This window comes from Endobacterium cereale (genome assembly GCF_009617585.1).
Taxonomy (GTDB): Bacteria; Pseudomonadota; Alphaproteobacteria; order Rhizobiales; family Rhizobiaceae; genus Neorhizobium; species Neorhizobium cereale.
On sequence record NZ_WIXI01000051.1, the window covers coordinates 115,688 to 137,039 of the forward strand.

The 21,352-nt window shown below is 57.5% G+C and carries 19 protein-coding genes and 1 pseudogene; 12 read left to right on the top strand and 8 right to left on the bottom strand.

Annotation, left to right across the window (positions count from 1 at the left end; all coding sequences use genetic code 11):
* Positions 1–5: 5 nt before the first annotated feature.
* Entirely contained in the window at positions 6–1,478 is a 1,473-nt protein-coding gene (locus GAO09_RS26765) for a UdgX family uracil-DNA binding protein (RefSeq protein ID WP_153359595.1), read from the bottom strand.
* Positions 1,475–2,707 carry a putative DNA modification/repair radical SAM protein gene (locus GAO09_RS26770; protein ID WP_153359597.1) on the bottom strand — a complete coding sequence of 411 codons (1,233 nt, stop codon included), beginning with the start codon at positions 2,705–2,707 and terminating at the stop codon, positions 1,475–1,477. The genes GAO09_RS26765 and GAO09_RS26770 overlap by 4 nt, the downstream gene beginning before the upstream one ends.
* Before the next feature lie 229 nt (positions 2,708–2,936).
* On the opposite strand from GAO09_RS26770, the gene greA reads away from it, so the two are divergent.
* The 3 genes from greA to GAO09_RS26785 are packed head-to-tail and all read left to right on the top strand — an operon-like array spanning position 2,937 to position 5,375.
* Positions 2,937–3,413, top strand: a complete 477-nt coding sequence (gene greA / locus GAO09_RS26775) for a transcription elongation factor GreA (RefSeq protein WP_153359599.1) — start codon at positions 2,937–2,939, stop codon at positions 3,411–3,413.
* A gap of 40 nt (positions 3,414–3,453) precedes the next feature.
* Positions 3,454–4,533, top strand: a complete 1,080-nt coding sequence (locus GAO09_RS26780) for a glycosyltransferase family 4 protein (protein WP_209018888.1) — start codon at positions 3,454–3,456, stop codon at positions 4,531–4,533.
* Between the two features lie 38 nt (positions 4,534–4,571).
* On the top strand, positions 4,572–5,375 hold the full coding sequence (locus tag GAO09_RS26785) for a glycosyltransferase family 25 protein (RefSeq protein WP_153359603.1): 804 nt from the start codon (positions 4,572–4,574) through the stop codon (positions 5,373–5,375).
* 18 nt (positions 5,376–5,393) lie between these two features.
* On the opposite strand, the gene GAO09_RS26790 is transcribed toward GAO09_RS26785, so the two are convergent.
* From GAO09_RS26790 to GAO09_RS26805, 4 genes and pseudogenes are all read right to left on the bottom strand, one after another.
* A complete protein-coding gene (locus GAO09_RS26790; RefSeq protein ID WP_153359605.1) occupies positions 5,394–6,128 on the bottom strand; it encodes a hypothetical protein in 735 nt (244 codons plus the stop codon).
* 56 nt (positions 6,129–6,184) lie between these two features.
* Positions 6,185–7,198, bottom strand: coding sequence for a polysaccharide pyruvyl transferase family protein (locus tag GAO09_RS26795; RefSeq protein ID WP_324184815.1), 1,014 nt, complete (start codon positions 7,196–7,198; stop codon positions 6,185–6,187).
* 135 nt (positions 7,199–7,333) lie between these two features.
* Positions 7,334–7,483: pseudogene (locus tag GAO09_RS30625) on the bottom strand (capsular polysaccharide export protein, LipB/KpsS family); the annotation flags it as partial.
* 176 nt (positions 7,484–7,659) lie between these two features.
* Positions 7,660–8,127: an Lrp/AsnC family transcriptional regulator gene (locus GAO09_RS26805; RefSeq protein ID WP_324184668.1), complete on the bottom strand. Its 468-nt coding sequence runs from the start codon at positions 8,125–8,127 to the stop codon at positions 7,660–7,662.
* Between the two features lie 258 nt (positions 8,128–8,385).
* On the opposite strand from GAO09_RS26805, the gene trxB reads away from it, so the two are divergent.
* The 4 genes from trxB to GAO09_RS26825 all read left to right on the top strand — a co-directional run bounded on the left by trxB (position 8,386) and on the right by GAO09_RS26825 (position 12,364).
* Positions 8,386–9,360: a thioredoxin-disulfide reductase gene (gene trxB / locus GAO09_RS26810; RefSeq protein ID WP_153359612.1), complete on the top strand. Its 975-nt coding sequence runs from the start codon at positions 8,386–8,388 to the stop codon at positions 9,358–9,360.
* Between the two features lie 29 nt (positions 9,361–9,389).
* Complete coding sequence (locus tag GAO09_RS26815) at positions 9,390–10,286, top strand: LysR family transcriptional regulator VtlR (RefSeq protein ID WP_338015114.1); 897 nt, start codon at positions 9,390–9,392, stop codon at positions 10,284–10,286.
* A 592-nt stretch (positions 10,287–10,878) separates the two neighbouring features.
* Positions 10,879–11,199 carry an ArsR/SmtB family transcription factor gene (locus GAO09_RS26820; RefSeq protein ID WP_153360536.1) on the top strand — a complete coding sequence of 107 codons (321 nt, stop codon included), beginning with the start codon at positions 10,879–10,881 and terminating at the stop codon, positions 11,197–11,199.
* A gap of 37 nt (positions 11,200–11,236) precedes the next feature.
* On the top strand, positions 11,237–12,364 hold the full coding sequence (locus tag GAO09_RS26825) for an alkene reductase (protein WP_153359616.1): 1,128 nt from the start codon (positions 11,237–11,239) through the stop codon (positions 12,362–12,364).
* Positions 12,365–12,435: 71 nt separating this feature from the next.
* Here the strand turns inward: GAO09_RS26825 and GAO09_RS26830 are convergent, their stop codons facing one another.
* Positions 12,436–12,702, bottom strand: coding sequence for a DUF2188 domain-containing protein (locus GAO09_RS26830; RefSeq protein WP_153359618.1), 267 nt, complete (start codon positions 12,700–12,702; stop codon positions 12,436–12,438).
* 227 nt (positions 12,703–12,929) lie between these two features.
* Between GAO09_RS26830 and GAO09_RS26835 the strand changes: the two genes are divergently transcribed.
* The 5 genes from GAO09_RS26835 to GAO09_RS26855 all read left to right on the top strand — a co-directional run bounded on the left by GAO09_RS26835 (position 12,930) and on the right by GAO09_RS26855 (position 19,849).
* Entirely contained in the window at positions 12,930–14,105 is a 1,176-nt protein-coding gene (locus tag GAO09_RS26835) for a calcium:cation antiporter (protein ID WP_235938522.1), read from the top strand.
* A 220-nt stretch (positions 14,106–14,325) separates the two neighbouring features.
* Positions 14,326–15,549, top strand: a complete 1,224-nt coding sequence (locus tag GAO09_RS26840; RefSeq protein ID WP_153359620.1) for a PQQ-dependent sugar dehydrogenase — start codon at positions 14,326–14,328, stop codon at positions 15,547–15,549.
* A 154-nt stretch (positions 15,550–15,703) separates the two neighbouring features.
* On the top strand, positions 15,704–16,264 hold the full coding sequence (locus tag GAO09_RS26845) for an RNA polymerase sigma factor (protein ID WP_153359623.1): 561 nt from the start codon (positions 15,704–15,706) through the stop codon (positions 16,262–16,264).
* Positions 16,265–16,270: 6 nt separating this feature from the next.
* Positions 16,271–17,254, top strand: coding sequence for a FecR family protein (locus GAO09_RS26850; RefSeq protein WP_153359624.1), 984 nt, complete (start codon positions 16,271–16,273; stop codon positions 17,252–17,254).
* A 111-nt stretch (positions 17,255–17,365) separates the two neighbouring features.
* Positions 17,366–19,849 carry a TonB-dependent receptor gene (locus GAO09_RS26855; protein WP_153360540.1) on the top strand — a complete coding sequence of 828 codons (2,484 nt, stop codon included), beginning with the start codon at positions 17,366–17,368 and terminating at the stop codon, positions 19,847–19,849.
* A 78-nt stretch (positions 19,850–19,927) separates the two neighbouring features.
* On the opposite strand, the gene GAO09_RS26860 is transcribed toward GAO09_RS26855, so the two are convergent.
* Complete coding sequence (locus GAO09_RS26860; RefSeq protein WP_153359626.1) at positions 19,928–21,130, bottom strand: pyridoxal phosphate-dependent aminotransferase; 1,203 nt, start codon at positions 21,128–21,130, stop codon at positions 19,928–19,930.
* Positions 21,131–21,352: the final 222 nt, after the last annotated feature.

Here is a 21,352-nt window from a genome sequence, read left to right on the forward strand (position 1 = left end):
AATTCTTAAGCAACGAACCGCCCTATCCGGCTGATATCATCGCGAAACTGCTCCAACTCTTCCGCTCGTCTGCTCTCATCGGGAATACGCAGCAAATAGGACGGGTGCACAGTCACGAACAGCGTTCGCCCCTCATCCATCACGATCGGCCGTCCGCGGACATCCTGCAGCCGGTCCTTGCGGTCGGTCAACGAAAACAACGCCGTCGCGCCCATGGCAACGATAAGTTTCGGCTTGACCAGATCGATCTCGCGGGTCAGCCACCAGCGGCATTGCTGGACCTCGCCCATATTCGGGCGCTGATGGATGCGGCGCTTACCACGCGGTTCATATTTGAAATGTTTGACCGCATTGGTGACGTAAAGCCTGCGACGATCCAGACCGGAAAGCGACAGCGCTTCGTCGAACACCCGCCCTGCAGGCCCGACAAAAGGCCGGCCTGCCAGATCCTCCTGATCGCCCGGTTGCTCGCCCACGATCATCACGCGCGCATCCACCGGTCCTTCGCCGAACACAGTCTGGGTAGCGCGGCAATGGAGGTCACAGCGGCTGCAATGCCGCGCCTCCTCGCGGAGCGCCTCGATCGTGCCGGCTTCAGCAACCGGTGCAGCCGGGATGCGCGCCGCCGCTTCCTGCAGGCGATGATGGAAGGCCAAAGGCTCACTCGCCTGTTTTCGCCCCATATCCAGAACCTGCGCCTCCGCACCGGCAATCAGACCCGGAATGAGATCGGCCTCGGGAAGGTTTTTCCAATATTTCTTGGGCATTTCCGTCATCATCATCTTCACCTTCAACCGCGCCGGATTGAAGATGGAGGCGTAATAGGTGCGCCAAAGTTCCTCGGTCTCGTCGCTGATGTCCGGTTTTTGCGCCGGCGCGGAAGACATACGCAGGCTCTCGCCGTCCCAGGAGGCGGAGCCGCGCGGTGTCGCGATGATCCAGTCCATGTCGGTGAAGCGGCGTTGGAAAAACGGCGCGACGCGGGCGACGATAAAATGGTCCGGCTCGAACCACGCGAAAAAACGGCGTCGACCGACGACACCTGCAGGCAGCGACATTTCCTTGAACCGCACGAAGGCCGTCATCTTGTGATAATCGCGCCCCACGGATTTGTGCATGAGGTGCGCCGCCACGACATCGGCATCTGATTTCACCTCGAGCAGATGCCGTTCATCCTTCAGGCGACACAGAAGGCGATAAAGCAAGGCAAACCGACCGGGATCGGAATGGCAGACCACCGCTTCTGCCAGCCGAAGAAAGGTTGGCGACACAGAAACCTGCGAACCCTTTCCTACACCAACCTCGAGGCCTACCTCATTCGAAGCCGAAACCGCTCCGGTATCAAACAGGCCCTGCACTTCATCTCTAAGCCGCCAGTCGATATTCTTTGGCTCGATCCCCGACATCAAAAAACGTCGCGCCGCATCCCGCCATTCGGCAAGATCGCCTCGTCCCTCAAGAAAACAGGTCTCGGTCATAACAGCGACAACTGTTCCGGTTTTGGCATGAACATAGACCGTAGATCAGTACGATCGACCAGCCGATGCGGCGTCCAGCCATCTGCAGTGATGAACGCCTGCACCTTTTTCAAAGACACGCCGAGCCGACCGACATCCTCCAGCCTCAAGCGACGGAACCGGCGCGCAGAAAGAATGGATTTCACCGTCTTGGTGCCGAAGCCCGGGACGCGCAGAAGCGTCTCCTTATCCGCACGGTTTACATCCACCGGGAACCTTTCACGATGGCCGAGCGCCCAAGCCAGTTTTGGATCGAGATCGAGATCAAGCATTCCATCCGGCCGCGACGAGGTGATCTCGCCGATATCGAACCCGTAAAAACGATAGAGCCAGTCAGCCTGATAAAGCCGATGCTCGCGCATCAACGGCGGTTTGATCAGCGGCAGGTTTTTCGAACTATCGGGAATGGGACTGAAGGCCGAATAATAAACGCGCTTGAGGCCGTAACTTCCGTAAAGCCGCGCGCTGGTGCCGAGAATAGTGGCATCGTCGGCCGCATCTGCACCCACGATCATCTGCGTGCTCTGTCCGGCCGGCGCAAACTTTCGGCGACGTTTCGTCTGCAAGGTCGGTTCTGCCATTTCCTCGATTTTCAGACGCAGATTGCCCATCGAACGGCGAATGTTATCCGGCCGCTTTTCCGGTGCGAATTTGCCGATGCCGGCATCAGTCGGCAATTCGATATTGATCGACAACCGATCCGCATAAAGACCTGCCTCCTCGATCAACTGCGGCGAGGCTTCGGGAATGGATTTCAGGTGAATGTAACCGCGAAAATTATGGGTCGTGCGCAACTCACGGGCAATTCGTACCATTTCCTCCATCGTATGGTCGGATGACCGAATGATGCCGGAGGAAAGGAACAGGCCTTCGATATAATTGCGGCGATAAAATTCCAGTGTCAGCCAGACCACTTCCTCCACTGTAAACCGTGCCCGCTCGACATTGCTCGAAGAGCGGTTGATGCAATAGGCGCAGTCGTAGATGCAGAAATTTGTCATCAGAATTTTCAGAAGCGAGATGCATCGCCCATCCGGCGCATAGGAATGGCAGATGCCGGATCCTTCCGTGGAGCCCAGTCCGCCGGATGCCGACGAATCTCTTTTCACTGTTCCGCTCGACGCGCATGAAGCGTCATATTTCGCGGCATCGGACAGAATGGCGAGGCGTTCTTTAAGCGACTTCTTCATTAGTCTGTTCACTATATGTTCCTTATCTCAATGTCAAGAAACACTGCAAAAGCAATCGCCCCCCTGTGAAACCGAAGCTGGATGCACTATGTCTGTTTTTGTTGGAATTTGCCGTCAGACTTCTGTTATACTGGCGCAAATAATGATTTTCGGACGGTTCCGGGGTTTTGCTCCGGGACCTCTTTCTTTTTGTGTCCGCGGATGGCGGGCACGGGTCGAGGACTAGGACATGGTTGAAAAGGTACCGATGACGCCGAATGGTTTCACGAAGCTTCAGGAGGAGCTTCGCTGGCGTCAACAGGAAGAACGCCCGCGTATCATCGAGGCGATCGCCGAAGCGCGCGCCCACGGCGACCTGTCGGAAAATGCCGAATACCATGCTGCCAAGGAAGCCCAGAGCCACAACGAAGGCCGCGTGACCGAACTCGAGGATCTGACGGCTCGTGCCGAGGTCATCGATTTGTCCAAAATGTCCGGTTCGACCATCAAGTTCGGCGCAACCGTCAAGCTTGTCGATGAGGACACCGACGAGGAAAAGACCTACCAGATCGTCGGCGACCAGGAAGCCGACGTAAAGCAGGGTCGCATCTCGATCTCCTCGCCCATCGCTCGCGCGATGATCGGCAAGGAAGCTGGCGATTCGATCGAAGTTGTCGCACCAGGCGGCTCCAAGGCCTACGAAATCCTCGCTGTCACCTGGGGCTGATTGGCCCCAGCGCATGCCGCCGGAGACTTTTATCGTGCCGCTGACCGATATTCGCAAGGTGCGGGTGATTGCCCCCAACTTCAAGCGGCGCCTCTCCGGCGTGACATCGACCATTATACAGCTCCTGCCGGTGCAGAACCGGCAGGGCCAGCAGGTGGCCTCACTCGGCCCCGGCCTTCCCGCCACCCTGCCCTTCATCCGTTTTCGCGATCTCGTACGTCTCTGGTCAAAACCGGAGGATTGGCCTGTGCGCATATGGCACGCGCGCCGTAACATCGAGATGTTGCCGGCCATTGTCCTGCGCGACGTTTTGCGGATGAAAATCCGCATCGTCTTCACCTCGGCTTCCCAGCGCAAACACAGTGGCTGGACCAAATGGCTGATCTCGAAGATGGACGCGGTTATCGCCACAAGCGCCAAAACCTCGGCCTATCTGGAAGTGCCCAGCACCGTTGTGCTGCATGGTATCAGTACCCAGCGCTTTTGCCCGCCGGATGACAAGGCAACGGCAAAACGCGCCTGTGGCCTTCCTGAAACGGCAAAGATCGCCGGCTGTTTTGGCCGCGTCCGCCACCAGAAGGGCACCGACCTCTTCGTCGACAGCATGATCCGCCTCCTGCCGAACCGGCCGGACTGGATCGCCATCATCGCCGGCCGCGCGACGGCAAAGCATGTAGCGTTCGAAAACGACCTGAAGGCGCGCGTGGCGGCAGCCGGCCTTGCCGACCGCATCCTGTTTGTCGGCGAACACACCAATATCAATGATTGGTACCGTGCGCTCGACCTCTTTGTCGCGCCGCAACGCTGGGAAGGATTTGGCCTCACTCCGCTTGAGGCAATGGCGACGGCCGTACCGGTGGTGGCCACCGATGTCGGCGCCTTTTCCGAACTGGTGGTGACCGGCGAAGACGAGACGGGCGAGATTATCGCGCGAGACGATCTTGACGCCATGGTGACGAAAACGGCCGGCTTCATGGATAATGAGCGTCGCTTGCTGGCCGCGGGCGAGCGGTCACGTCATCACGCGACGACCCGTTTCAGCATCGAAGGCGAAGCGGAAAAACTGGCTAAGATTTACGAAAGAGCAGCGCGGGCTGATCCGGCACCGCGCAACAGCTGATCAATCAGGCACCCCATTCTTTTCATGAGACTTGCCCCATGCGCGCCATCGTTATCAATCTTGTGTCGGCATCGGAGCGTATGGCGTTTCAAAAGAGCCAGCTGGAAAAACTTGGCATAGACTATCAGCGACTTGAAGCTTTCGACGGTACGAATGCCACGGCGCTACGCCCACAGGACTATTGGGACACGTGGCAACGCCCACTCAGGTCGAGTGAAAAAGCCTGCTTCCTCAGCCACAGAAAGGCTTGGGAGATTGTTGCCGCAAGCGGCGAACCAATGCTCGTTCTGGAAGACGACGCAATTCTGTCGCGCAATACGGCAGCATTTTTGAAGCAAGTCGAGGATGCAAAACATCTTGATTTCGTCACTCTGGAAGTGCGCGGCCGGAAAAAGTTGATCGCCAAACTTACCACGAAACGGGAGGAAGACGCCCCAATCCGCCGGCTATATCAGGACCGCACCGGCGCTGCCGCCTATATCCTGTACCCGTCTGGCGCGGAAAAGCTGCTAGCGAAATCTGAACGCAAATGCGGGCTTGCCGATGCCGTCATTGCGGCGGCTTACGAATTGCTTGCCTATCAGGCAGATCCGGCATTGGCACTACAGATAGACCGGTGCGAATATTACGGCGTAGAGCAGCCCATCGTAACCCAGTCGTCGATCGGCACCACCAAACCGTCAAATACGCTGTCCAAAGCGGGAAACCGGTATATCGGGTTCAAGATCCGACGGATAATGGCGCAGCTTCGCATGGGCTTGAGGCGGATCGTGAAATCCCCCGTTGCAATACGTCGAGAGATTGACTTGGACAAAAGTGGGTTTGACCGCTTTCCGCGTTAAAGCCTCACCTCAGAAAATTCACCACCAGCCGGTGCGCTCTCGGCGGTGAAGGGATTTTAGACGCGCGAACGCTGTATCATTGGTCTGCAGGCGATCGTAGATCGTCTTCAGGATCAGCCCCATGGGCTGCTGTTCGACGAACACCCGATCCAGTCGCCATCGCATATTGCGCAACGTGTCATCTGTTCCCACGGTAAAGCTCGACATGCCCTCGAATAACGGAACGAGTTCCGTCTGCAGGGCATCAATTTTTTCAGCATTCACATGGCCATCAGCAGCATCAGTGACGAAACGTTCGCTTTCATAGATCTTGACGGTATTCACAAGAACCGACGCCATCAGCGCGGCGTTGCGAACCGCCTCACGATCATCGAGATCGGCAAATGTGTCGCAAGCGGAAATCAGCCAGCGAATATTGAGATTCTGGCAGAGGAATTCCGCTTCTTGCTCCCAGAGTTCCCTGAACAGAGCAAAAGTCTTTTCCACCTGAAATTCGCGACGCAACAGCACGACAAGCTTGGCATGGTAGAAGACGAGTTCGGGCTTTCCGGAAAATTCTCGTCGCAAATTGGCCAAATGGGTGTCTACGGATTTTTCAGAGCCGCGTGTTTGAACGGTCTCGCCGCCATCGACAATCCGCAGCTTCATCACTCGAAAATCCGTAGTCGTATCAGCGTGCTTCTTCGCGCCCCAACGCTTGCGGTGCTGGTTGAAAGAAAGGAAATTTTCAATCGCGGTCTTTTTTCGCGGCATGCGGCATTCCCTTAAATCAACACGGCAGGAAAATTTCTTCTGGGCACTTGGAGAGCTTAAGGACGGACAGCACTCTGCTGCAATACGGCCTCGGCCATTCGATGCGCTCCAGCCCTTGTTGAAACAAGAAACGCGTCGATCTTTGAAATTTCCTGTTCCGTAAACTGAAGCTGCGAAATGAAGGCTTCGTCGACAACACTTGGGATATTGGTCAATTTTCGGCTGTCCCCCAAGCCAACATCCCTAAGCAACGACGTAATCTTCGGCGTGTTGGACTCCAGATAGACGAAGGGAGTTTTGGTAAGCAAACAGATTGTGACAGTGTGATAACGCCCGGTGACGATGAGGCGTTTCGAGCCGACCCATTCTATGAATTGTTCCGCAGCGGAAAACCGATTGTCTGCTCCATAAGTCTTTTCACGTAAATAAGCCCGTAGCCATTTTCTCACGCGAGCAATGGAAAGTATTTTCCGAAAGCCTGGCCAACGAGGAACAGTAGAGACCATGGGACAGAAAGAAGCGCCTGATTGACGGGCGAGCGACCGCAAACGCGCGCTCACCGAATGATGCACACTGTCTGTAAAGCCAACACCGCTGCGATCACGTTCAGCCGAAAGTGGCCACTCGTAAGCAAGGGTCATATCGGCCACGACGGCCGCCTCAAGACCGAAACTTCGGGCCTCAGCGGCACTGGCCTCGTCGCGCACAGAAAGAGAGTGAAACTGCCCCAAACGCTCGTAGAGTGCTTTTCCGTTGGCGTACAACGTCGAGTTCACCAAAACGACCGGGATATGTTGGGAACGACCCAAAGCACCCAACTCGGCAAGAATCATAGCATTTTTACGCGTATCCGAGTGATGAAGAGTGCCCTCCCCATTCACGAGGATCAGATCCACCTCCCGCCAGTCGGGCATGTGATCAGCATGTGTTCGCCAGTCCTTGTTAAAAGGCCACCTGAACACAACGGTGCCGCCGTGATCCTCTATCAGGCGGATCAGGTTTTGCATCACAATGGCGCAACCGTAATGTCCCGCATCCGGCTCCGTATCGTTAAATATCGCAACTCTCACCAACAGCAGTCACCCCTTTTACGTCAAATCCTAGCCGATAAAGTTCGCGCAGTCGCAGAAGTTCGGAGATGGCTTCTTCGGCTTCGCACCAATGGCCATCTTCGCGTTTGTAAAGCTGATACATAACGTAGAGCGCTAGAGTAGTTCGTCCAAACTGCGCTGACGTGTTCGGGCAGGAAAGCGACGATAGTCCTTGGAAAGCCCCCAACCCGCATAAATGGGGGCGTCCAAAGCATGCATCTCCTTGCCCATAAGAAGCGCTTCAAAGCCTAGCATCGAAGAAAATACAGAAACCTTCCACCACTTCCAGAACGGAAACTGGTCAGAAGACTGATATTTCCCTCATCCACAAGCTGCCAGCAGCCTGAATTTATTTGAGAGTTTTTTGAACATACCAATCATTTCCACGCCGCCGAACGACAGCGCCTAGGCCAACATCGTCAAGAGCAGCGAGCCTAAGCTCACACCTCGACCAACCCTGCCCTTTTCACCTGCCGGATCGTCAGCATCGTCCTGACCGTATCCACATGCTCGTTTGCGGTCAGAACTTCGATGACAAAGTCCTGGAAGCGGCTAAGATTCTCGGACACGCAGTGCAACAGAAAGTCGCTGTCGCCTGAAACCATCCAGGCCTGGCGCACCATCGGCCATCGTTCAGTGGCGGCAGCAAACGATTTTAGGTTCGCCTCCGACTGATGCTTGAGCCCGACAACGCAGAAAGCAACCAGATCGAAACCCAGCTTGGCGCCGCTCAACATCGCATGGTAGCCTTCGATAATGCCGCTTTCTTCGAGCTTTCGCACACGCCGAAGACAGGGAGGCGCAGAAATGCCGACCCGCTCGGCCAGTTCGACATTCGTCATGCGGCCATCGGCCTGCAGTTCCCGCAGAATTTTCAGATCGATGCTATCGAGTTCTACGCGGATCACGGCACTGCCTTTCTGTCGTTGTCACGCAAGCATCCTCTACAGAACTCCGCAATTTCCGCAACAAAGTTTCGGATCCGCGACGGATTGTTACACAGAAGCCTCAAGACCTGTTGGAAACGCATGGCTGACCTTGAATATCCGCATGGAACAATCTTAAATGAATGAGCGCAGGCGGTGGAATGCGGCTTCGTCCCCATATAGGGATGCAGTTTCCCAGCACAGGCATCACGCCGCGGCACTGAATGAAGGATCGTTTCCATGTCTGCCCGTCACACCCAGGTACTCATCATCGGCTCCGGCCCTGCCGGCTACACGGCGGCAATCTATGCCGCACGCGCCATGTTGAAACCGGTATTGATCGCCGGCATGGAACAGGGTGGCCAGTTGATGATCACCACCGACGTTGAAAATTATCCGGGCTTTGCCGATCCGATCCAGGGGCCGTGGCTGATGGAACAGATGCTGGGACAGGCCCAGCATGTCGGTGCTGAAATCGTCAACGACCTCGTCACCGAGGTTGATACCAGCCATCGCCCCTTCACGGTCAAGACCGATAGCGGGCAGGTCTGGACCGCCGACACGCTGATCATCGCCACAGGCGCCAAGGCAAAATGGCTTGGCATCGAAAGCGAGCAGGCATTCCAGGGCTTTGGCGTTTCCGCCTGCGCCACATGCGACGGTTTCTTCTATCGCAACAAGGACGTCATCGTCGTTGGCGGCGGAAACTCGGCGGTGGAGGAAGCACTTTACCTCTCCAACATCGCAAAGACGGTCACCGTCGTGCATCGCCGCGACAGCTTCCGCTCGGAAAAGATCCTGCAGGAACGCCTGTTCCAGCGCGACAACGTCAAGATTTTGTGGAACACCGAGATCGCCGAAATCACCGGCACCCCGGCCAAGTCGCCGATGCCGCCATCGGTATCCGGTGTGCGTCTACGCGACACCCGCACCGGCACCGTCAGCGACAGCACCATTGACGGCGTGTTCGTGGCAATCGGCCATGCGCCAGCCGTAGAGCTTTTCAGGGACAAGCTGAAACTGAAGTCAAACGGCTATCTGTGGACCGCGCCCGATTCGACCGCGACCGATGTGCCTGGAATTTTTGCTGCCGGCGACGTCACCGACGACACGTTCCGTCAGGCGATCACCGCTGCCGGCATGGGTTGCATGGCGGCGCTCGAAGCCGAACGTTTCATTGCCGGCATCCAGCCGATTGCCGAAGCCGCCGAATAACGACGACGAGAAGGGATCATGGCATGGTGGTGCCTCTAGACTGGGACAAATTGCGCATCTTTCACGCGGCGGCGGAGGCTGGGTCCTTCACCCATGCGGCAGACAAGCTGCACCTGTCCCAGTCGGCGATTAGCCGCCAGGTCAGCGCGCTCGAACAGGATGTGGGCGTCAAACTCTTCCACCGCCATGCCCGCGGCCTCATCCTCACCGAACAGGGGGAGCTGCTCTACCGCACCGCCCATGACGTGCTCCTGAAGCTCGAAACGGTGAAAATGCAGCTGACCGAGACGACCGACAAGCCGTCTGGAAAACTGCGCGTCACCACCACGGTTGGCCTCGGCCAGGGCTGGCTCACTGACAAAGTTCAGGAGTTTCTGCAGCTCTATCCGGAAATGTCGATCCAGCTGATCCTCGATAACGAGGAAGTCGACGTCAACATGCGTCATGCCGATTGCGCCATCCGCCTTCGCCAGCCGCAACAGTCGGACCTCATCCAGCGCAAGCTGTTTACCGTGCACATGCATGTCTATGCGGCGCCTTCCTATATCAATCGCTTCGGAGAGCCGCAGACAGTTGATGACCTCGACAATCATCGAATCATCAGCTTCGGGCAGCCTGCGCCCAATTACCTGCTGAACGTGAACTGGCTGGAAGATGCCGGGCGTTCATCCGACAATCCGCGCAGCCCACACCTGCAGATCAACAGCCAGACGTCGATCAAGCGCGCCTGTCTTCTGGGTATCGGCATTGCCGTCCTCCCGGATTATATCGTCGGTCGCGACCCGGGGCTGATTCAGTTGGCGATCAACGCGGACATCCCATCTTTCGACACCTATTTCTGCTATCCCGACGAGATCAAGAACGCGGCAAAGCTCAAGGTTTTCCGCGACTTCATCGTCGCCAAGGCCCGAAACTGGAACTTCTGATCGCTTCTCGGTTACGATGGAGCATTTTCCTGCTCCATCGGCGTCATTTCACGCAACCTTTGCAAATATGACGACCGCGTGACATAAGCCTTGCACTTGAGACATAGCTGGATTGCACAATAAAGCGTTGCGACCTGCACAAAAAACGCCCATATCGCTCACAGCTGATGCACATGGTGGCTTTCCTCCCAGTTCCACCGCAGCAGCTGTTCCCCTCTGGAGGTTTTTTGACCTTCATACCTATAGGGCCCTGGAGCAATCCGGTGGCCCTCTTTTTTTGCCTGCGATTCGCACTAACTTTGCGGCCGGTACAAGGCCCGCGAAAACATTCAGTGCAGCATCAACAAAAACGGCTTTTAGCTGAAAAGCCCCCTTGTCATCCGTGTTCCGACACCCCATCTGATTATCAGCCGGCCCCGTTGGTGACGCCCCTCGTCGCCATTGCCGGCTGTTCCCCTCTGGAGGTTTTGAAACCTTCATACCTACGGGCCGCGGTTCTTCCGTCGGCCCATTTTTTTGCGCTTTTTTCGGAAAACTTTGCGCTCGCCCTTAAAATCGTCTTCAGCCGATCTATATATCGTCCATGAACGATATGCACAAAGATCAACTCGACCCCGGCGACAAGGCAGAGATCCTCAAGGCACTCGCCCACCCGAAGCGGGTCGAGTTTCTCGAGTGGATGCGTAATCCTGAAAATCACTTCAGCGCCCAGCACCACCCGCTGGAGATGGGAATTTGCGCCGGCCAGTTTGAGAAATGCTGTGCGCTTTCACAATCTACAGTCTCCCAACATCTTTCCGTGCTGGAAAAGGCAGGGCTCGTCACCATCAAGCGTGTTGGCCAGTGGTCCTTCTACCAGCGCAATGAAGAGCGCATCGCAGCCTTTATCGAAGACCTGCGCAGCACTCTGTGAAACCCCACATCTCCCAAGGCAGCTAAAAGGAGCCCTCATGGCCAGCCTGTTCGACCCTATCCAACTCGGCGACATCGCCCTTGAAAACCGCGTGGCTATGGCACCGCTCACCCGTAACCGCTCGCCCAAGGCCGTGCCGAACAATCTCAATGTGGTCTACTACGAACAGCGCGCCACCGCCGGCCTGATCATCACCGAAGGAACACCTGTCACCCAGCAGGGCCAGGGTTATGCCGATGTGCCCGGTCTTTACCTGCCACAGGCGATCGAGGGCTGGAAGAAGGTGACGGATGCGGTGCACCAGCGCGGCGGCAAGATCATCACCCAGATGTGGCATGTCGGTCGCATCTCGCATACCTCGCTGCAGCCGAATGACGGTGCGCCGGTCGCCCCCTCAGCCCTGCCCGCCAATGGCAAGACTTATATCATCAACCCGGATGGCAGCGGCGCCTTCGTCGAGACGTCCGAGCCGCGGGCACTGGAACTGTCGGAAATCGCCGGCATCGTCGATGATTTCCGCAAGGGCGCCCGCGCCGCCATCGATGCCGGTTTCGACGGCGTCGAAATCCATGGCGCCAATGGCTACCTGATCGACCAGTTCCTGAAGACCGGCGCCAACCAGCGCACAGACGAATATGGTGGCTCGATCGAAAATCGTGCCCGGCTACTGCTGGAGATTGTCGAAGCAGTTGCCGGTGAGATCGGCGGCGGTCGCACCGGCCTTCGCCTGTCTCCGGTCACACCGGCAAACAACATCACCGAGGAAGACCCGCAGCCGCTGTTCGACTATGTGGCGGGGGAACTCGGCAAGCGCGACCTCGCCTTCATCCACGTCATTGAGGGTGCAACCGGCGGCCCGCGTGATTTTACGCAAGGCGGCAAACCGTTCGACTATCATGCCATGAAAGCGGCCTATCGCGCTGCCGGTGGCAAGGGCGCCTGGATGGTCAACAATGGCTATGATGGCGAAAGTGCCAAAGCTGCCATCGAAAGCGGTTATGCCGACGTCGTCGCCTTCGGCCGCTCCTTCATTGCCAACCCGGATCTGGTGGAGCGCCTGAAGACGGGCGCTACGCTCAATGCACCGGAGGTCGCAACGTTTTATGGCGGCGGCGCCAAAGGTTATACCGATTACCCGACGCTGGAAGCCGTCGCAGCGGAATAAGGTCAGTCAGAACCATACCGGGGCTCGCCATTGGCGAGCCCTTTTTCCTGGAAAGAGACACAAATCCCCCGTCAGGCGCGACGCACCTCACTTGGGTCATCGTCCACGACCTCGGCTTCCGGCCGATCACCGCCATCGCTGTATTCGGTGTGCCAAACGCCCTTCGCATCCTGCCAGCTGATCTCTTCCGGTTCCCCGCCGACCTGCTGTTCGGCTGCAACGATACGCGCTGCCGCCAGCGCATCCTCATGCGTCGGAAACGTTTCGGAATAGGCTCCATCCAGGCGATACGCCCAGCCGCCATCATGCCTGACGACCTGATAGACAACCTTGGTCATGCTTTCCCTCCTTGCTTTATGGCCTGTCTTTTGGCGCGCCGCCGGCACCAGCCAATCCAAGTCCAGCCGGCATTCGCGTGCAGGAGAGAAGCGTCGAGAAGGCCCGAAGTTCCCACCCGTCTGGTATTACTATGGCATCAAAGCCGCCAGGGCGCAAAACCTGCCCTTGATGGCTGCCATGAGGGCATTAAATCCCAATGCTTTGACAAATGTCTTTGATGGGAATCATGGCGAATATCGCGGCACTACCGAAACAGGAAAAATCGCTCGTTCTGGCGGCAATTGTCGCCATCGCCTGCATCTTCATCGAGCACAGTCTGCTGGAAGGCGGTCGCGTCGTGTCACTCATTGCCGCCGCCGTCTTAATCGCAGTGATCGTCCTCGCATCCACCCGCGTTGCCCACCACGCCGAAATCCTCGCCCACAAGGTCGGCGATCCCTATGGCACGATGATCCTGACACTCTCTGCGGTCGCGGTCGAGGTAATGATCCTAGCCATCATGCTTGGCAGCAGCACATCGCCGACATTGGTGCGCGACACGATCTATTCGGCCGTCATGCTCGACATCAATGGCATATTGGGCCTTGCCGCCCTGATTGGTGGCCTGCGCCATGGCGAGCAGCCCTATAACGACAATTCGGGAAAGACCTACGGTGTCATGATCCTCACCGCCATGGGCATTTCCATGATCGTACCCGAATTTGTGCCCGATGATCGCTGGCACTATTATTCCGGCTTCACAATCATCGCGATGATCGCGCTCTACGCGCTTTTCCTGAAAATGCAGGTCGGCCCGCACAGCTATTTCTTCAGCTACAGCTACAAGAAGACACCGTCAGCGACAGCCTCTGCGGGCTCCAGCCCCAACATGTCGGCCGAGGCGGCGCCATCGTCTCAGAAGCAAACTTCCATGCCTGCACCCACGGACACTGAAGAGACCGAGGAAAGCAGCACTGCGATCTCGATCGCTGTCATTCTGCTCGGCGTCGTAGTCATCGGCTTCCTCGCGGAATTCATGGCAGCGTTCCTCGACAGCGGCTTGGAAGGCACTTCCGCACCGCCTGCCCTGATGGCCGTCATCGTCGCCTCGATTTCGGCTGCGCCGGAAATCCTGACCGCTCTGCGTGCGGCACTTCGCAACCGCATGCAGTCGGTCATCAACATCGCCATGGGCGCGTCGCTCTCGACCGTTATCCTTACAGTACCGGTGATGGAGGCGATCGCGCTCTATACCGGACAGCCATTTGTCATGGCCATGACGCCGGTACAGACGGTGATGGTCGTCATCACCCTCATCGTTGCCGCCATCAATCTCAATGACGGCGAAACCAACGCCATCGAGGGCATGACCCATTTCGTGCTGTTTGCCACCTTCATCATGCTGACCATGCTGGGATTGTGAATGCTAATAAGGATTCTGGATCTACGCCTTACGGCGAAAAGCGGAATCAGAACCGCAAGTGCTTGAATCGACGTCTCAGCCGGCCGCCAGCCGGCACCCCAAACCGATAAAGTAATGTTGAACGCCACGTGTGCGGGTTCGGCGGTGTGACGCACTAGATAGGCGACGTACATGCCAGTCGATCACGATGCCAGTTGATTATGATGAAAGGGAGTTCACCATGACGCGCCTGACCCGCCTTCTTACCGGCACCATTCTTGCTACTGCCGTGCTTGCCGGCCCTGCCCTTGCGCAATCTGCAGCAAAACCTGCCGAAACCAAGGCCGCCAACGCGCCAGACCAAAAGCCCGCCTTCGCCAACCAGACGCGTGCACCGCAGCCCGCACAGATGCCGAAGATCACAACAGAGACGGTGGCTGAAGACCTGCCGCATCTCTGGTCGATGGAGTTCCTGCCCGATGGCCGCATGCTGGTCACCGCCAAGGAAGGCGACATGCACATCATTTCGCAGGAAGGCAAAGCCGGCCCGGCCATCAAAAACGTTCCTGAAGTTCTCTCGGGCGGACAAGGCGGCTTGCTCGATGTGGCGCTCTCACCGGATTACGAGACCTCCGGAAAGATCTACTTCTCCTTCTCCGAACAGCGTGAAGACGGCAACGGAACGTCGGTCGCCTCGGCAAAGCTCGTGCCGGACGATGCCGGCGGCGGCACGCTTGAAGACGTGAAAGTCGTGTTCCAGCAGATGCCGAGTTACGACGGCAACAAGCACTTCGGTTCGCGCCTCGTCTTTGGCCCACAGGGCGAGCTTTACGTAACGGTAGGCGAGCGCTCCGATCCTGAACCGCGCGTACAGGCACAGGAACTGTCGAGCGGCCTTGGCAAGGTGTTCCGTATCGATGCCGAGGGCAAGGCGCTTGCAGACAACCCCTTTGTCTCGACGGAAAACGCACGGCCGGAGATCTGGAGCCTCGGCCACCGCAACCTGCAGGCTGCCACGCTCGATGGTCAGGGCCGTCTCTGGACGGTCGAACATGGCCCCAAGGGTGGCGACGAACTGAACCGCCCGGAGGCCGGCAAAAATTACGGTTGGCCGGAAGTCACCTACGGCGTTGAATATAGCGGCAGCGCCGTTGGCGGCGGCATCACCGCAAAAGCGGAAACCGAGCAGCCTGTCTATTACTGGGACCCGGTGATCGCCCCGTCCGGCATGGCTTTCTATGACGGTGACGCCATCCCTGAATGGAAGGGCGCTTTCCTGGTCGGTGGCCTCGTGTCACAGGGTGTCGTCGTCCTGCATATGGATGGTGACAAGGTCGCCCACGAAGAGCGCGTCCCGCTCGACGCCCGTATCCGCGACGTCAAGGTCGGCCCGGATGGTGCAGTTTATGCCGTCACCGAAAGCCGTGGCGGCAGCTCCACAATCGTCAAGCTGACCAAAGCCTAACCTCTTTTCCGGCAGGCGACCTTGATAAAAGTTGCCTGCCGGCCACAGTCACCAATACAGCAACAAAAAACATGATTAAAATGATCATATTTGTTGCATTGCCCGGACATGGCTTTTAAGAAACCGGCGATCCACCCCCACATCCGAGACTGCCATGACCGCGCATTTCGGCGCCTCTCCCACCAGAGACGTCACGTCGACAGCCATCCAGACCGCTCTTCTCGACAGTGCCCTCCTCGCCCATTACGAGGAACTCTGCACGGGCATGCGTCGCCGTGGCCACACGCCGGCAAGCTCGCAGGAAATCGTCCACGACGTGTACGTACGTTTGCGGCACAGAGAGACGATGCTGGAAGGAAAGGCTTCGCTCAAAGCCTTTCTGATCCGTGCCTGCATCAATCTCGGCATCGATCGTTTTCGCCGCCAGCGTTATGAAGCCTGCCTGTTTTCCGGCACCGAACAGGAAGCGCTGCAGGTCAGTGCGCCGATAACCTCGCCGGATCAGGGGCTGGACCTCGAATACCGTATCACCATCCTGAAAACTGCCATCATGGACATGTCGCTGCAGCGCCGACGCGTGTTTATTGCCAGCCGTGTCGGCAATCTTTCGGCCGACGAAATCTCGCGGCGCATGAAAATCAGCCGCAACATGGTGGACCGTCACCTGCGCAAGGCCTATCTGCATTGCCTTGATCGGCTGGAAGAAACGCTCTGAACGCCGATGATGCAAAGCGCGGAAAAAACCGACACCACGGCCAGCGAAAAGGCAAAGGAGCGCAAGCTGCGGTCTGACGCGATCGACTGGCTACTTCGCCTGCAGGATACGCCTGACGACCCCATGCTGCGCGCACAGTTCGACAACTGGCTGGCAAAGGATACTCAACGCGGCGAGGTCTTCGAACGCGCCCGCCGCGCCATGGGCGATGTCAGTCATCTCCTCAAAAGCGACCTCGACTTTGCCCAGCGCGCGACGCACAAGCCATTATTGCGCGCCCGCAATGTCACTGCGGCATTGCTTCTCGCATTTGGTGCCTCGGCCGCTTTCCTTGCCGCAGATGGCCCCATGCGTCTGCGTGCCGACGTCATCACCGGCACCGGCCAGAAACAGACCCTGACCCTGGCCGATGGTTCGAAGGTCGAACTCAACGCCGAAACCGCGATCGCGGTCGATCTCGAGCCAAATGAGCGACGGATAAGGCTTATGCGCGGCCAGGCCTATTTCGAGGTAGCTGCCGACCCTGCCCGCCCCTTCCTGGTGGAGGCCGGTAACGGCACGACGACGGCACTCGGCACGGCCTTCGACATCAATCTCGCAAACGATGCAACGCGGGTGACCGTCACCGAACATGCCGTTCTGGTCGCCTCGCTTTCAGGCGCGGCAACACAGCGCCTGCCGGAAAACCATCAATTGTCTTATGACGATGACGGTCATCTTGGCTTAGTGGAACCGGCCGATACCAGCATGGCCACAGCATGGCGGCAGGGCCGCATCGTTTTCGACAATCGTCCGCTTTCCGCGGTGGTGGACGAGATCGGCCGTTATATTCCGGGCCGCATCGTCATCGTTCAATCCGATCTGGCGAACAGAAAAATCTCCGGCAGTCTGGATCTAAGCGAACCGCAAGTCGCGCTCGAAAGTTTCTCGGAAGCGATCGGCATCAAGGTCACGCGGCTCAGTCCTTACCTGACGATCTTGCGTCAATAATTTTTTTCAGAAGACCTGTCCCAAACCCAGATGTTCATCCGTCAACCCGGCAGACGAACATTTGAGAGGACGGGTCCGGGGACCATGACAGTTTCGACCAACAGACATTCGATGCCAGACAACAGCAAACGACGGCTGCATCACTTCGCCGCCATGCTTCTGACCGGCGCCGCGTTTTTTGCGACGGTGGACGCCGCAACCGCGCAGCAGCCGACAGCAATCACAATCAATGTGCCGGGCGGCAATCTTTCGAGCGCGCTCAACGCTCTGGCCACGCAGGCAAGATTGCAGATCGTTTATGATGCCGCGATTACCCGAGGCCTGAGCACGGCGGGCGTCTCCGGTAATCTGGCTGTCGATGCAGCGCTGTCGCAACTGCTCTCCGGCACCGGCATCCGTTATCGCGTTAACGGCAAGACGGTCACCCTTTCCAAGCCCGGCATAACGGACGCCGCAGCGGCCACGGATGCCGACGCAACCAATCTTGGTGAGATTTCAGTCAATACAAATAATCGATATGGCGGCGGCACACCAAGTACGTCGGTTATAGACAAGCAGGCGATTTCCCGCGCTCAAGCCGCGAGCCTGCCCGAACTGGTTGCCCGCACGCCCGGTGTTTCCATGGGCGGCGGTGTGCGCCTTCAGGGCCAGACAATCTCGATACGCGGATTTTCACGCCAGTCGGATACCCGCATCCTGCTCGATGGTGCTCCGAAGAATTTCGAGAAATACGATCAGGGAACCGTCTTCGTCGAACCGGAACTGCTGAAGCGCGTCGAAATCGACAAAGGCGCTACATCGGTGCGATACGGCAATGGCGGCTTCGGCGGCACAATCCGCATGGAAAGCAAGGATGCAGCCGACATGTTGAGGCCCGGTGAGAGCTGGGGCGCGTACGGCAAGACCGCCTACCAGACGGCAAACAAGCAGTTTCTCGAAACAGGTGCACTCTACGGCCGCTCCGATTTCGGAACGCCGGTCACCTATGATGGCCTTCTCTCCCTGACCTGGCGCAAGGGGGACGACATGCGGATCGGTGGCGGAGAGCATTATCTGTACTCTGATGAAAAACTGACCTCCGGCATGGGCAAATTCGGTGCCGAGTTTGACGGCCATGAATTCAAGACCTCGATCCTCTACGGAGAGAGCAACAACTGGGGACCGGTTGCAGCCATTCGAGGCCAGATCGATCCCATTGCCAGCGACATCCGCAATTACGGCTATCATGAAGCCGTTCGACGCCGGCTGGCATGGCGCGAACTCAAGGATCTGACCGCCACTTTCGACTACAAATTTGACGGTGACAGCGAGCTCTGGAACCCTCATTTCATGGCGAGCTATTCCAAGACCAGCCAGCACGCCACCCGGCCGGGGGATCAAAAGCCGTCCGCTTCCGTTGGCGGACTGGAAAACGACGCGGCTTATTCCGACATCCATCTGGAACTCGAAAACACGTCGGATTTCACGCTCGGTGGCATGCAGCACAGCCTCAATTACGGCCTGCAATTCAACGCCCACAAGCGTGACATATCGATGTTCGACATCGCCAACAGCACCAGGCCTGACTACAATTACGGCTACTACGCGCCATATTTCATGCCTGAAGGCACGCAGAATACCGCATCGGCCTTTATCAGGGACACGATCAGCCTGACTGATAGCCTGTCGCTGACACCAGGCCTGCGCTTCGATTGGGTCCGCTCCGAAGGAGTACCAAACGCAGCGCCCCGTTACAACAATCCCGCACTCGGCCATGATTATTCGGCGGTCGATCACAAGGGCTTCACACCGGCCGTGAGCCTGGCGTGGACGGCGACATCGAATGTCCGGTTCTTCGCAGATTGGGCTTACGCCATGCGCGCGCCCAATATCGACGAACTCTATTCGACCCAAGGCACGTCCACAGCGCCAGCGACCAGCCGTGAGCTCCAAATCGAACGCAACAACACCATCAATCTTGGAGTCGATTTCAATTTCGATGACGTGATGACATCGGGAGATGCGTTGTCCACCCGTATCGCAGTCTTCAACAACCACGTCACCAATCCGGTGGGCCGGCGTTTCGGCGGCCGAAACCTCTCTGGCATGGGTGCCGAGGGTGTAGACTGGTACTGGAACATGCCGTCCTATTACACCTCGGGTGTGGAGGTGCAGGCCCATTATGACAACGACTGGATGTTTGCCGATCTGGGCTTGTCAATAATGACAGGTACCCGGCATGGCGCCATCAATGACATTCGCGGCCCGAGAACCTATGTCAACGACCTGGCACCAACCACGACCAACCTGACGCTCGGGATGAAAATGCCTGATCAGGACCTGTCATTCGGCTGGAGTGGCACTTTCGTGAAATCCCAGGAAAAGACGCCTATCCGGCAATATTTGGGTTCGACCTATGCACGTCCCGAAAGTCCCGGATACGCCGTCCACACAGTCTTCCTCGACTGGACGCCCAAGGACGGCATCATGAAGGATACCGAGCTTCACGCTGCCGTCGAAAATATCTTCGACAAGAACTACGAACCTTATCTCGGCGATGGCATCGCCGCCATGCCGGGGCGTAACTTCAAGATTTCGCTCAGCCGGAAATTCTAAGCCGGATCAACTCCATAAAACCAGAAAGCCCGCCATTTCCGGCGGGCTTTCTTCGTTTCGATCGCTATTTTGAAACGCTTAGCGGCAAGCGGCGCAGAAGCGCTGGATGCGATTGCAGGCTTCTTCCAGCAAGTCCTCCGAGGTCGCATAGGAAATGCGGAAGTTCGGGCCGAGGCCGAAGGCCGAGCCGTGAACAACGGCCACACCTTCGGTTTCCAGAAGCTCGGTGACAAAATCCTCGTCGGTTTCGATGACCTTGCCCGAAGGCGCGGTCTTACCGATCAGGCCGGCGCAGGACGGGTAGACGTAGAACGCACCTTCCGGCTTCGGGCACACGATGCCGGAAGCCTGGTTGAGCATGGAGACAACCAGATCGCGACGACCTTCGAAAATCGCCTTGTTCTTGGCAACGAAATCCTGCGGGCCGTTGAGGGCTTCGACAGCGGCCCACTGGGCGATCGAGGAGGCACCCGAAGTCTGCTGGCCCTGGATCATGTCCATCGCCTTGATCAGTTCGAGCGGGCCTGCAGCGTAGCCGATACGCCAGCCGGTCATGGCATAGGCCTTGGAAACACCGTTCATGGTCAGCGTGCGGTCATACAGTTTTGGCTCGACCTCAACCGGCGTTGCGAACTTGAAATCGCCAAAAGTCAGGTGCTCGTACATGTCGTCGGTCAGCACCCATACATGCGGATGCTTGAGCAGAACGTCGGTCAGCGCCTTCAACTCGTCATGCGTATAGGCTGCACCCGTCGGGTTGGACGGCGAGTTGAACAGGAACCATTTTGTCTTCGGCGTAATCGCGGCTTCCAGTTCGTCGGCCGTGAGCTTGAAGCTGTTTTCCTGTTTGGTCGCCACGGTCACCGGCGTACCACCGCAAATCGCCACCATTTCCGGGTAGGAAACCCAGTAGGGTGCCGGGATGATGACCTCGTCTCCCGGGTTCATCGTCGCCATGAAGGCGTTGAACAGGATCTGCTTGCCGCCGGTGCCGACGATCGTCTGGGCAGCCGTGTAGTCGAGACCGTTCTCGCGCTTGAACTTCTTGGCAATTGCCTCGCGCAGCTGCGGAATACCGGAAACAGGAGTATATTTCGTCTCGCCACGATTGATCGCGTCGATAGCGGCCTGCTTGACGTTATCCGGCGTATCGAAATCCGGCTCGCCGGCGCCGAGACCGATCACATCGCGACCTTTTGCTTTTAGATCGCGCGCTTTCTGCGAAACGGCGATGGTGGCGGAGGGCTTTACGCGGGAGAGGGCATCGGCAAGAAAGGCCATGATGTATTCATCCTGAGGGTTTGAGTAGGCGGTCAAAACTGAATTTTCGCCGTCTGGTTCTATGTCGAATGTGACAGGCTTATTCAAGCACAAACCGGCCGGAAACGGTTCTTTCGCCAACAAAACCAGCCTGTCTGACAGCCTGACTTATTTCTGCGGCAAGGCGGAAATCCCGACGACTACATGCTATTGGCTGCTTTTTGCCGTCACTCGCATCCTCCT